9 protein-coding genes are annotated in these 13,823 nt (G+C 53.7%); 3 read left to right on the forward strand and 6 right to left on the reverse strand.

All coding sequences use genetic code 11. The annotated features are described in order from the left end of the window. The 5 genes from H0247_RS04480 to H0247_RS04500 form a co-directional block, all read right to left on the reverse strand. The coding region (locus H0247_RS04480) for a DUF4347 domain-containing protein (protein WP_180741460.1) at nucleotides 1–3,454 on the reverse strand (3,454 nt) is incomplete at its 3' end. 241 nt (nucleotides 3,455–3,695) lie between these two features. Then, nucleotides 3,696–4,619: a phage tail protein gene (locus H0247_RS04485; protein ID WP_180741461.1), complete on the reverse strand. Its 924-nt coding sequence runs from the start codon at nucleotides 4,617–4,619 to the stop codon at nucleotides 3,696–3,698. Between the two features lie 270 nt (nucleotides 4,620–4,889). Continuing rightward, complete coding sequence (locus tag H0247_RS04490; protein WP_180741462.1) at nucleotides 4,890–6,998, reverse strand: HlyD family efflux transporter periplasmic adaptor subunit; 2,109 nt, start codon at nucleotides 6,996–6,998, stop codon at nucleotides 4,890–4,892. After that, nucleotides 6,995–8,314, reverse strand: coding sequence for an HlyD family efflux transporter periplasmic adaptor subunit (locus H0247_RS04495; protein ID WP_180741463.1), 1,320 nt, complete (start codon nucleotides 8,312–8,314; stop codon nucleotides 6,995–6,997). Before H0247_RS04495 ends, H0247_RS04490 begins: the two co-directional genes overlap by 4 nt. Then, nucleotides 8,311–9,066: an efflux RND transporter periplasmic adaptor subunit gene (locus H0247_RS04500; protein WP_180741713.1), complete on the reverse strand. Its 756-nt coding sequence runs from the start codon at nucleotides 9,064–9,066 to the stop codon at nucleotides 8,311–8,313. Before H0247_RS04500 ends, H0247_RS04495 begins: the two co-directional genes overlap by 4 nt. A 342-nt stretch (nucleotides 9,067–9,408) precedes the next feature. Between H0247_RS04500 and rpiA the strand changes: the two genes are divergently transcribed. Both rpiA and serA read left to right on the forward strand, forming a co-directional pair. Next, nucleotides 9,409–10,068, forward strand: a complete 660-nt coding sequence (gene rpiA, locus H0247_RS04505) for a ribose-5-phosphate isomerase RpiA (protein WP_180741464.1) — start codon at nucleotides 9,409–9,411, stop codon at nucleotides 10,066–10,068. Between the two features lie 294 nt (nucleotides 10,069–10,362). After that, entirely contained in the window at nucleotides 10,363–11,595 is a 1,233-nt protein-coding gene (serA, locus tag H0247_RS04510; protein WP_180741465.1) for a phosphoglycerate dehydrogenase, read from the forward strand. A gap of 53 nt (nucleotides 11,596–11,648) precedes the next feature. Here the strand turns inward: serA and H0247_RS04515 are convergent, their stop codons facing one another. Beyond that, a complete protein-coding gene (locus tag H0247_RS04515; protein WP_180741466.1) occupies nucleotides 11,649–12,650 on the reverse strand; it encodes a zinc-binding alcohol dehydrogenase family protein in 1,002 nt (333 codons plus the stop codon). Nucleotides 12,651–12,777: 127 nt separating this feature from the next. Between H0247_RS04515 and H0247_RS04520 the strand changes: the two genes are divergently transcribed. Then, nucleotides 12,778–13,689, forward strand: coding sequence for a LysR family transcriptional regulator (locus H0247_RS04520; RefSeq protein ID WP_180741467.1), 912 nt, complete (start codon nucleotides 12,778–12,780; stop codon nucleotides 13,687–13,689). The last annotated feature ends 134 nt before the right edge of the window (nucleotides 13,690–13,823 follow it).

Below are 13,823 nucleotides of genomic sequence, written 5' to 3' on the forward strand. Positions count from 1 at the left end.
CGCCCTGTGCCACGCTTTGTGCCGTCAGCGTACCACTGACCACCGGTGCATCATTCACGGAAGTCACCATCAGCGAAGCCTGTGCGCTATTAGCGGAGAAGGCGCTGCTGCCGCCAGTCGTTGATGTATCCGCCAATACTTTGGTTGCACCGCTGGTTGCCATACCGCTGGTCTGATCCCAGGCTCTGAAACTGAAGGTGGCGGTTTCGCCGTTGGCGCGGTCCGGAGCATAGCGAATCTGCGTCGTTGCACTGAGCAGCAACGCTGACGAGCTGGATACCGTGCCGACGCTAAACCAGTTAGTCCCACTGTCCGTGGAGTATTGCCACGTGCCGTTGCCAGTCAGTGCTGTTAGTGCAATACCGCTCACCGCACCGCTGTCCACATCCGCATAACCGGCAGAACTCAATAACGATGACACCGCCGTGGATGACGAGGTAACGTCTTCCGTTGTGGAAGTCAGGGTGACCGTGGCACCGCTGGACAAGGTTGGCGCATCGTTGACCGGCGTAATGGAAAGCACCGCCTGATTAGTGCCAGCACTATTTAACGAACCGTCGTTAAACGTCCAGCTCAGGGTGACACTGCTCGGCGGGCTGTCGGAACTGTTGGTATAGGTGATGGACTGCAAGACAGTATCGACGATGGCCGAGGTGGCGTTACTGTTGAACGTCAGCACCAGCGTACCGCTCGAATTGGTGGTGACGCTGCCCACCGTCGTACCGTTGTAGGTGAAGTTTTGCCCTTGCGTTAGTGTTCCCAGTAGCCCGCTATTACCAAAAACATCGTTACTGCTGGCCCCACCGTTGCGGGCGATGGTTATCGACGCGCCGTTATAGTTACCAAGCCCGCTGTTCAACGCATCCAGCTCGGTATCCGCAACAGTAACATCGCTGTCTATCACCACCGTGCTGCCGTTTTCGGTGTAGGTGGCTCCGCCGTTCAGGTTGCTGAATACCGGTGCGGTGTTGGAGGTTGAGGTGAGCGACGAACTGTTGACCGCCGTCAGGCTACCTGAGGTGGCGCGCAACGCCAGCGTATTGGTACTGCCGCTGTTGGTGTACTGGATGATAAGACCGGTGTAGGTGGCAATGCCGCCGGACGGCGTTAGCGTCACCGTGGTACTGCTGGCGTCCTGATCACCGGAGGTGACCGACAGGCTGTTGACGGTGCCATCAACCGTCCCATCATTAGGATCAGTGACCGACAATACGATATTGGTGGTGTAATCCTGATCCACCATGCCGTTGGCATCGACCGCCTGCACTACCGGTACCGTGCTAAAACCGGTACTTTGCCCATCCTGAATAGTGACAGGCACCGGCTGGGTGGAAAACACCAGTTGCGTCGCCACCACATCTGGATTGATCGATGCCGATGTAGCGCTGACCAGGCTGCCGGACGCTGCCGTCAGCACGAAATTAGCGTCACTGTCACTGGCCGAGGTGTACTTCACGCCGCTAAAGGTGGCAGTACCGTTCGAGGCGGTCACCGAGGTGGTGCCGGTCAACGAGCCACTGCCATTTTCGCTCAGGGTAACGGTGCCGCTGAAATCGGTATCGATATTGCCACTATCGTCAACGGCAATCAGCACTGGCTGGGTGGTGAAGTTAATGCCACTGACCACGGAGGTGGACGGCGATTGGCTATAAATCAGTTTGGTTGCAGCCACATCAATGCTGGCACCGCTGCCGTTGGTGACATTGGACTGCCCGCTAGTAAAGGTGGAACTACCCGACCCGGTGGTCACATTACTGGCATTGATGGACAGTATCACCGTGTGGCCATCGGTAATGTCGTTACTGCTGGTGTTATCGCTGTAATACGCCTTAATGGTGTAGGTTTCATTGCCGCCGTCAGCAATCGATAAGCTCAGCCCGGAAAAGGTAACTCTGCCCGTACTGCTGTCGTATGTACCAACGACGTTGGTGGCATCCGGGCCACTAAGCAGGAAGGTCATCTTACTCAATTCTGATGATGTCGCCGTACCACTGACGTTCGCGTATAACGCGCTGACGGTAGTGGCAACGCCATCCGATGCTCCCGTATCCGTGATGGTAAAATCCAGCAATGAGGTGGCGCTGGCGGCCGAGGTTGCTGTGGTGGCAAACGTCGTCACTTCGCTGGCGGCACCAGCCGTTACCGTTGAGGTGGTGTCTGTTGACGTGATGGCTCGGACATCATTGATCACCAGATCCTGCATTCCGAACGAAGGAATCGATGAACCATTGTTGGTTTTAATCGTCACAGAAATGACATCGTTAATCGCTGTTTGACCATTACTGAATGAGAAACTTGAAATGGTCTGCTCACCATCTTGTGTAGCAAGAAATGATGCTGTAGCCGTCGAATTATCTGCATACGTCACGGTTATCGTAACGGTAGGCGCAATTTCGCCCCCCTGCGAATCAGCATAATATTTGAACGAATTAATATCGAATGTATAGCCTGTCGCAGAGATCGTAATCTTCGTCTGATTATTGGCGCTATCAGAGCTATAAAGGTAGTCAGTACCAGAAAATGTCGCGTTACCAAAGTTATCGACAGAAGTAAAGGTGATCGTCGCACCGCTCACCTGGCGCGTGAATACAGGCGATGTATAACCAAATTCACTTTCATGACCTGTATCACCAAAGGTCAGCGTATCCAGCAAATAATCATAATTGCTGAACGACAAACCATGGCTATCGATGATGCCATCTTTGTTAACAGCCTCTAGCGTCCAGTTACCGCCAAGCGTTGATGCTCCAGTCGCATCCGTCGACGCGGCCACATCGGCACCCGTTAAGTCGGCTACTTCAGTAAGAAACGCCGCGCCCGTATTGCTTGCCACATCACACCCGTACAGCAACAGATCCCCGTCTTCCGTCAGTGCCGAGCCCAATACAGCCAAATCAGCAGCTCGTGACGCCGCCGTCGTCGCGTTTAACGTCAACGTTCCCAGCGAAACCTGCCCTTCACTGCCATGGCTAATGATATGGATCGCATCATAGCCGCTGTGTGTTTGCGCCCATTCCACCATCTGTGTCAGGCCGTCTTTACTGCTGTCCAGCAAGACCACTTCTGTTCCGGCAGGCACCTGATTGACCAACGTTTGGTAATCAGCAACGGACGTGTCAACAAACACCACTTCTTTATGGGTAGTTTCGCCAGCTACCGCCACAACCTCGCTGCTATCAGAGGTTGTGCTCTGTGTACTGGTCCCTGAGGTCGATGAATCAGTGTTGTTAGTCGTACCATCGGCATGGCTACCATCAGTCTGAGTGGCCGTCTCAGCCGAGGCTGTTTGCGTGGTAGTGGCTTGAGTCTCTGCGGTTTGATCGACCGTGGCGGCAACTGCCCCATCAAACAACATACGGGCTTCCAGTGCATACCCCAACGGTATATCGGGAACCGATGCAACCGGGCTGGCCGGATGGTTGCCTTTCTTACGGAACAGATGACGCCATAACATAGAAGTCCCCCGAAAACCCAAATTGCTGTCAACAATGATACCAGTCAGTAGCCGAACCGTTTGAAAATAAAAAAATAATCGCTTTTATGAGTAAGTATTTCAAATTACAAGAAAGATTAAATTTATGTCCTTACTTTGTAAATTGACAGTTATTTTTACATTATGTGCTGTTTTGTGATATCGGCACGTTTTTGCCTGCCTGAAAAGGGAGGCAAACCGCCCCCCTTCATTGAGCATCGCCTCAAGGATGGGGCGGAAAATACCCTTTGACAGCAATACAGGCGGTCATCACTAACGACGGGTCGCGCACCGGTACCGATACATTTACCGGCACCGTTACCGGCGCAGGCGTCGTCACATTCGCGCCTACCGTGACCACCCCCGTTACCGGCAGACTGATAGTGCCCGACGCCGTTCCTGACAACTGACCACCGGTCGCGGTACCACTTACCGTGCCGCTCGCCGTACCGGTGACGCTACCGTCCGGCCCCACCTGCCGGTCGTTAGTGCCGGATGGCGCGTAGATCTGGGCGGAAGGCCCACCGACGGAGGTCAACAACGCTTTATCCGTGAGACTCACGCTTCTGCTGGTGGTGGTGGACGAACCGATTTTGGCGATACCGGTGACACCCAGGCTGGCTACCGCACTGAAAGGCAGATTGGTGATACTGCCAGACAGCGATGTCAGGGAAACGGCGCCGCTTGCCACTGGCGTCGTACCCGAGACGCCGTTCAGCGTTAAGGTTGCGGGGTGAGTATGCGGCGGAACCTGTGAGGCGGTGAGCGTCACCGAGCCAGTGCCGACAACGTTTGAGACTTCCTGCCCAATCTTCTGACCCGGAATAGGGTTATACGTCGGGGAAGAACCATTAAGCGGGCCCGCGCCTATCGCCGTTCTCCCCCGCAAATCAGGCAACATAAAGTTGGTGGACGCATTACCCCCATAAAGGGTGCCAAGCACCGCATAAAGCACCTGATAATCGGATATATTCAGTGTTCTGCCATCTGCGGGCAAATAATCATCTGCCGGGCAATAAGTACCGGCCATATAACAAACGCTGCCAATATATGGGCTGTCAGCAGAACACCCCGCCATCGCTTGCGGTAGAAATACGCCGCCACTCAATACGACGGCAATCGCGGATTTGACAAACACACGCTTCATATTTCTCTCCTTAGACCGATACTGCTTCACCGCGAGATGAAGAGCATCGGATTATTGTCATCATGCTGTGTGACCCCAGAGGATGGGGCATATCAGGCTGTCATGAGATAAAAACGAGGTAGAGTGGAAACATATTGAAACATAGTAAAAACATAGTTCAGCGAGAGAAACTTGCGTACTTATTAAAAAATATTTTTTGATATTACCGAGAGGAACAGATGAGTAAAATTTATTCAGCACCTGCATTTACTCATGTCGATGAGTTCCCCGTCAAAACCCGCTTTCCCGAATGCCCAGCGCTGCTACCCGACGCCATGTCGCGCCGAGGATGGACTCTTTCTCTCCTTCAAGAATCACGCTGCCTCGTAGCGGCTGTTGTGGCGGCAAAAAATGTGCATCTTGCACCGTGAACCGGACACTGTACTGCGCCTGTACCGGTTGAGGGTTATGGTCCTTGTCTCGGCGCACGGCGATGGGGCCGTGGCGGTCGGATGCCAACATCTCTTGTTGTAACCAGGCTACGCCTGTCGGTGCGATGTCTTTCAATTGCACCGACAGACGGGGATAAGCTGGGTCATCCGCAATGAAATCACCGGTCATGCCCACCCGTGCGCGCTTCAGCGTGTCTTCGGGCAGATATCCCTGTACTTTCCCACGCCCTTGTTCGACAACGCGTAACAACGGTATGTCGGTAGCCAGCCAGCGGCCTGCGGTCATATCCCGTGCCACATCTTTGACGCTTCCCGCTTGTGGTGCTGTGATCGACAACCGCTGACGCTGCGCAGCGAGTCCACGATAACGCGCCAGTGATTCGGCCAACTGCCTGTCAAGTACCTGAGTCTCACTGGCGGTTTCCTGACGTCCGGCACTTCGCTGCCGCTGTTGCTGCAAAAGCGCAATCTGTTGACGCTCAATATTGATACGGTAATCCAGATCGGATGAAGTCAATTCCAGCAACACTTCACCCGTTTTCACCGGCTGACCGTCTATGACATGTAAGGCTTTTACCTGGGCGGCAATAGGCGCGTAAAGCACACTGACGTTTTCAGCCTCCAATACCGCTGGAATACGAACGCTGCCGCGCCAGGGGAACAGCAGAAACAACAGTACAGCCGCTAAAATCAGCCCAGAACGCCACAGGCTGACAGGATGAGCAGTTTTACGCATGGACCACCAGATATGTGCTTCCTTAACGATGGGAAGCGCGATAAACCAACCAATTTCCACCAGCATCAGGGCGATACCGACCACCTTGATAAAAAAGTGATACACCACTAAGGCGATGCCGAAAAACAGGAAGAAGCGCCAGACCCACGAGGCGTATCCCCAAATCAATAGTTTGCGTTGCATGGCCGGCGACCAGGTACTGGGGGGCGGATGGCCGTAACCAAACAACGCCTCACGTAGCCGCCAGCGGCACAGAGCATAGGCTCGCTCTTGCAAGTTTTCTACCCGCCAAAAATCGCTCAGCAGAAAGTACCCATCAAAACGCATCAGGGGATTAAGGTTGATCGCCAACGTCGTTATCCAGGTTACGCTAGAAAGCATAAACGCGGCGGTACGTATCGAGCCATCAGGCAGTAGCGACCACGCCAGCAGAGCGACGCAGGCCAGCATCAACTCCGCCAGAATACCACCTGCGCTTATCAGTAACCGGGCGCGGTGATCCCGGAGCTTCCAAGCATCACTGACATCGGTATAGAACAGCGGGAACAGCACAATAAAAGCCACTCCCATGGTTTGTACCCGGCAACCGGCGCGTTTGGCCATAAAGGCGTGCCCCAGTTCGTGGATGAACTTAGCGCCCACCAACGCCAGCCCGAAGGCAGCCATCCCTTGCAGACTAAACAGGTGAGGAAATGCATGGATATACCGTACCCAGTCTCGGCTGACTAAAAATCCGCCCAGCAGCAGCATGAGCGGCAACACAATCCGCACAAACGGCTGACCGTAACGTTGCAGCCAGGGCCAGCAACGACTTAGTAGCGGGTCTGGACGCCATAATGGAATACGGAAAAAAAGATATTGATGCAGCAGCGTTTTCCACACACTGCTGCGCAGAGCCTCAGCTTTGATGGCATAGCTTTGCCGTTGCAGCGGATCGCTGGAAGCGATCAAATCGTGATTACGCAGAAACCGCAACAGTTGATCCAGCTCTTTTTCCTGCAAGGGTAAGCCGGGCTCGCGGTTGGCTGCGTTCAACACCCATTCAGGATCGCGCAGCGACCAGTGGCGTAACAGGCGGATCGCTGACGGTGCCAGTTTGAAGTAGCGCCCAGTGACTGAGTCGGTCAGCACCCACTGTGGTGTGCCGTCAAGGCCGGTGGCGGACTCCACCAGTTGCAGATCGGTTCTCAGTGCGGGCAAAAAACCACTCATAATCCGACCGACTGACGCAACACGGCGAGCGGTCGCCGGAACAGGTATACCGCCAGCGGCACATACTCACCGAAAACTTTAGCGGTTCCGCGTAGCCCGATGCGCGGCGGCTCGGCGGTAAAACGCGCATCCAACCGGTAGGCCAGATTCCCCGCAGGGGTCTGTTCTGATTCATAAGCGACGCGATCCAGCAATGCACTGTGCGGCGTAACTGGATCACTATCGAGAAACAGAGTGATCGGCGCATCCGGCGCCAGCCGAATGGCATCACCGACATCCAGTTCGATGCGTAGCGATACCGATGCCGGATCGGCTAATTCCATCAACCGTTCCCCGGTGCGAACCGGCTTACCGGCCCAACGTTCGGCATCGGCAAACACCGCGATGCCGTCGCGTTCGGCTCGGATTTCAGCGCGTTCCAGCAAGGCATTGGCGTAGTCTCGTTCAGCACGCTTTTGCGCCACCTGCGCGGCCAGAAAGTCCAACTTCGCCTTGGAATCGGCATCCTGAAAAGCCCGCTGTGAATTGGCTCGGTATTCGGCTTCCGCCACATTCAACGCCCGTTCCGCCACATCCGCCTGTGCTTTCAGGGTGGTATCGTCAAAACGCACCAGCAGGTCACCTTTGCGTACACTCTGGTTCGGTTGAATAGCAAACGACTGAATCACGCCATCAAGTGGTGCGGCCACCACGCGTCCGTTGAGCGGAATCACCTCTGCCGGTGCCAGCACTGACTGACGCACTGGGATGAACAGGCTCGCGACGATCAATAGACAGGGGATCGCCAGTTTCCAGCGCCAGCGAGTACGCCGCCATACCGGTTGCGGCTCCAGCGCCAGCCAGGCATGACTAAATGCATGAGCCAGTTGTTCCGCTAGCACATGCTCGGCACCCTGCCAGGGTTGCTCGCGGGCATACCAGATACCGCCAAATATATGCCCCTGACGATCTCTCAGCGGCGCCCACAACGCTTCAGGAGCCGACAACGTCTGCCAGTCATTGCGACTTTGTTGATCCAATGAGGCTGAGACCACCACCGCACACTGCTCGTGCTGCTGAGCCTTCTGCAACTGTGCGACGGCTCGCTCGATAAACGCGACAAAAGGCGCATGCGGCGAAGGCTGGGTGACGCCAGTCACCGCCCGTACCGTGCCGTTGATCACCAGTGCGGCATGGCGAAACCCAAACAGCGTCTGGCTGTCGTTGACGATGCAATAAGCCAGCGCTTCAGTCGTGTTCGCCGAGCGCGCCTGACGTTCGATGTCCAAAAAGCGAGCGAAAATACGTTCGCCGGAAACGGGGGACGTATTACTCACAGTTTCTCCGAAAAATGCGCTGTGCCACTCATTCCAGCCATCAACGTCGTGTTTTTGGTTTCAATGACACCGCTGAGGCTGAGAGTCTGACTGCTTTCATCAATACGCGCCCCCAGTCTGGATACGCGGGCCTGCAACGGCGTACCGGTTTCATCGGGGGTAAACGTAAAGGCTAACCCTGGTTTCAACATCGACAGCCAGCGGGATGGCACCAGCAGATTAATCTCCAGATGGTGATTATTGACGATATCCAACAGCGGTGCGCCTGGCGCGATACTTTCATACGCTTGGGCGCGTCGTTTAACGACCTGACCGTCGAACGGCGCCAAAATACGGCAGCGATTTACCTGAATCTGGTAAACTTGGCTTTCCGCCTGCGATTGCGCCAGATGCGCGGCGGACAAGGATACCGCATGCTTTCCCACCGACTTTAGTTGCGCCAACTGCTGATTCTGGCTGAGTTCCGCTTCCGCTGCCCGCATCGCCGCCTGCGATGCTGCCAACTGTGCCTGATAGATAGCACAATCAAAACGTGCTAGCAGGTCGCCTTTTTTGAACGATTCCCCTTCTCTGAACGGCATTTCTACAATACGCCCGGCCAAATCGCTGGAGATTGTCGCCTGATCTACAGCGACCAACAGTCCACGAGCCTGATAGGCTGCTGACGCGGTTGTCGTGGGTGATGCCGGATTAGTCAATAACGGGTCATCAGCCTGTGCCTGCGCGAGAGAAAGAGAAACGCAACATGTCATCAGTCCCAGAGCCAAACCCAAAATAGAGCGATTGACGTTGTTCACATTAACCAGCCTTGATTGCGCAACGGTGTGTAAAAATCAGAAAGCATAAAAGGAATAACCCTCTGAATGATCATCGATTGATCATGCTTATTTTGAAAGCATAGTAAACCAGTCGGAATGGGAACACGATGGGTAGGATAGCGTAGGCCGTAGAATGCTCATCAATAATGTGATGGATTGCAGTATTCTCCACAATATAGGTGTGTTGGGAAATCGTGAGGCATTCTTTCCCCAACATGCATGTTCTATAATACGCACACGTTTTCGTATATCGATTCTACAGGCCAAAAGCAGATTATGACGCAAGATGAACTGAAAAAAGCAGTGGGATGGGCCGCGCTCGACTACGTCCGCCCAGGCACGATTGTGGGAGTAGGGACCGGATCGACGGCAGCACACTTTATTGATGCGCTGGGTTCGATAAAACATCAAATCAAAGGCGCGGTTTCCAGCTCTGATGCCTCAACGGAAAAGCTAAAAAGTCTGGGGATCCCCGTTTTTGACGCCAATGAGGTCGATTCACTGGATGTCTATGTCGATGGTGCGGATGAGATCAATGGCCACATGCAGATGATCAAAGGCGGTGGTGCGGCGCTGACCCGTGAGAAAATCATTTCAGCACTGTCGCGCCAGTTCATCTGTATTGTTGATGCATCCAAGCAGGTTGATGTGCTGGGTAAATTCCCGTTGCCGGTTGAAGTCATTCCGATGGCGCGGTCTTACGTGGCGCGTGAACTGGCGAAGTTGGGCGGGCAGCCGGTCTACCGTCAGGGCGTCGTGACGGATAACGGCAACGTCATTCTGGATGTGCACAACTTGAATATCATGGATGCGGTCGCCGTAGAAAACCACATCAATGGTATCCCCGGCGTGGTGACCGTTGGGCTATTCGCCAACCGCGGCGCGGATGTCGCCTTGGTCGGGACGGCTGATGGGGTAAAAACCGTCGTTAAATGAGTGCGAGATCGTTCTGACGTGGTGAACGTCCACGTCAGAAATTTTTTAGCTAAAAAAATCTATTTAGTTAACGGCTCATTTTTGGTACTTAATATCACATTTTCTTATTTTGTTTATCGCCGATATGGCAATGCACATCTTTGGCAATATTTTTTGCCATAAATCAGGCGCGCCTCTTTGTGGCGTGATTCGGGCGAAGCAATCGTTTGTATTGCTGACTGCGTAATTTTTGTTATGTTGGCAGAGGCTATTTAGCACTCTGTCACATTTGAAGTCTGAAAATAAGGTCGGGAAATGGCAAAGGTATCACTGGAAAAAGACAAGATTAAGTTTCTGTTAGTGGAAGGCGTGCACCAGAGCGCGCTGGATAACCTGCGTGCAGCCGGTTACACCAATATCGAATTCCACAAGGGCGCGCTGGATCCTGAGGCATTGAAAGCCTCTATTCGCGATGCGCACTTTGTGGGTATCCGCTCGCGTACCCATCTGACAGAAGAGATTTTTGCTGCTGCGGAAAAACTGATCGCGGTAGGGTGTTTCTGTATCGGAACGAATCAGGTTGATCTGTCGGCCGCAACCAAACGCGGTATCCCAGTCTTTAACGCACCGTTTTCCAATACCCGATCCGTGGCTGAAATGGTGATCGGCGAAATGCTGCTGATGTTGCGCGGTATCCCAGCGGCGAACGCGAAAGCACACCGCGGTATCTGGCACAAACTGGCTGTGGGCTCGTTTGAAGCGCGCGGCAAAAAGCTGGGGATCATCGGCTACGGCCATATTGGTACTCAGTTGGGTATTCTGGCCGAAAGCCTAGGTATGCACGTTTATTTCTATGATATCGAAAGCAAACTGCCGCTGGGTAATGCTCAGCAGGTGCGCCACCTGTCTGACCTGCTGAATATGAGCGATGTGGTGAGCCTGCACGTGCCGGAAAATGACAGCACGCAGAATATGATGGGTGCAGAAGAACTGGCGCTGATGAAGCCGGGTTCTATCCTGATTAACGCTGCCCGCGGTACGGTAGTTGATATTCCGGCACTGTGCGAAGCGCTGAGCAGCAAGCATCTGTCCGGTGCGGCCATTGACGTATTCCCGCAAGAGCCGGCAACTAACAGCGATCCGTTCCTGTCGCCGCTGTGCGAGTTTGACAACGTGCTGCTGACGCCGCACATCGGGGGTTCTACGCAAGAAGCGCAGGAAAATATCGGTGATGAAGTGGCTGGCAAGCTGGCGAAATACTCAGACAACGGTTCTACGCTGTCTGCGGTGAATTTCCCGGAAGTGTCGTTGCCTGTTCATGGCGCTCGCGCCAGCCGCCTGCTGCACATCCATGAAAACCGTCCTGGCGTTATTACCAAAATTAACCAGATCTTTGCTGAGCAAGGTATTAACATTGCCGCGCAGTATCTGCAAACGACACCTGAAATTGGTTATGTGGTGATTGATGTCGAAACTGACGGCGCGCAAACGGCGCTACAACTGATGAAGTCAATTCCAGGCACCATTCGTGCTCGCCTGCTGTTCTAATATCTGATTAATCAGTTAGTTTTAATCAGCCCCTTACGGGGCTGATTACGTTATTACAGCGCGATAACGATCTTGCCGCGCATATGTCCTTCCAGCACTTTACCGTGAGCCTGCTTCAGCGTGTCTACCGTTAACCCTTGCAGCGTTTCGCTGGCGGTTCCCTGAAGTTTCCCTGCATCTACCAGCTGTGCAACTTCGTGCAAAATGTTCCCCTGTTCGGCGATATCCGGTGTGGTGAACATACTGCGGGTAAACATGAGTTCCCAGTGCAGCGCTGCGCTTTTGAGTTTCAGCGCCGTTTGGTCGAGCGGGTTTTTGTTTTCCACAATGGTGCAGATGTGTCCCATCGGTGCGATCAGTTTACTGATGGCATCCCAGTGGCCGTCGGTATCGTTCAAACAGAAAATGTAATCGACCTGTTTGATCCCTTCTTTTTCTAGCTCAGCCACCAAATTACGGTAATCCACGACCTTGTGTGCACCACGCTGGCGGCACCATGCGGCTGAATCAGGCTGTGACGCGGTAGTAATAATGTTGACCGAACTGCGCAGGGCTGCCAGAGAAATCGCAAGGGAGCCCACGCCGCCTGCGCCACCGATGATCAACAGCGTTTTCTTGCTGTCTGCCTGCTGTATTTTCAGGTGTTCGAACAAGCCTTCCCACGCAGTCAGTGCCGTGAGCGGCATGGCTGCCGCTGAAGCCCAATCCAGAGACACAGGCTTGCGTGCCACGATACGTGAATCAATCAACTGATGGGTGGTGTTGCTGCCGGGACGCGTGATGTCGCCGGCGTACCAGACTTCATCGCCTACCTGAAATTGGCTTACTGCACTACCGGTTTTCAGCACGACACCGCTGGCATCCCAGCCGAGAATTCTGGGCTGTTCTAACCCATTTTGACGCAAGCCTGCGTGCACCTTGGTATCTACTGGATTCACGGAAACGGCTTTTACCTCGATCAACAGATCGTATTCACCAGGCTCGGGAATGTCTTGGGTGATGGCAATGAAATTTTCTGGTTGTTGTGGATCAACGGCTATGGCATGAGCGGTCATGGTCTGTTCCTCATTATTTTCAGAATACAGTCGTGTGAATAATTGAATAGAACTGAGTGTAGAACACGGAAATAGAGCTGATAAGATGGACAATAAATAATGCAGTGTTCGTTTAAGGTGAACAATTATGTTTAAACAATTGCAGGATATGGCGTTGTTTGCGCTGGTGGCCGAGTGTGGCAGTTTTACACAGGCGGCGCGAAAGGCTGGGCTAGCGAAATCCAGCCTGAGCCTGCGCATTAGCCAGCTTGAACAGCAGATTGGCCTGCGGCTGTTGAACCGAACGACGCGCCAGCTCAATCTGACGTTTGCAGGCGAGCGCTACCTGATTCACTGTCAGGAAATGCTGCAAGCCAGCGAGCGTGCCGATCTTGCCATACAGCGTTTGCGTGATAATCCCAGCGGGCGGCTGCGTATCACCAGCCCGGCGGGATTCGGTTCCACGCTGCTGGCACGGCTTACCGCTGAATTTCAGCAGCGCTTTCCCGCGGTATCGCTGGATGTGTTGATTTCAGATGCGGTGATCGATCTGGTTCAGGAGGGTTTCGATGTCGCTTTTCGTACTGGTAAACCGCATGATTCCTCACTGATCGGGCGTTCGCTTGGGCAGACTCCCCGCTATTTGCTGGCGTCGCCTGATTATCTGGCGCGGCATCCGGCATTGATCCACCCACAGCAGCTTCAGCAGCACCGCTGTATTGCGCACCATGCCTGGACGGAGTGGTTACTTCATCGCGGTTCGGAGCTTTATCGCTGGTTACTGCCCGAAGCGCATATCACCGATAACCTGCTTTACGCCCGCGAGTGCGCCATTGCGGGGGCGGGGATTACGCTATTGCCGGATTTTCTCTGTCTGGGTGACGCGGTGTCGGGGAAATTGGTCAGAGTTTTATCGGATTGGCAGGTGGAAGCTAACGACCTTTATCTGGTGTATCCCAGCCGTAAGCTGAATTCGCCCGCGTTAGCGTGTTTTATCGACTTTGTTTTACAACATCGTGCGTTGGATGATTATCCAACGTTTTTGAAAACGCAGCCGTGATGGTATACCCACAATACTTATGTTTCATTTTTTATTATTGTTTTCAATTTTTATTGAAACGTGATTTCTATCAATCTATTTTAGGTACGTTTTAGAGGGGAAATGCCGATAACACTTTGGGTTCCTTTTGCTTC

The organism is Pectobacterium sp. CFBP8739, from assembly GCF_013449375.1.
Classification (GTDB): domain Bacteria; phylum Pseudomonadota; class Gammaproteobacteria; order Enterobacterales; family Enterobacteriaceae; genus Pectobacterium.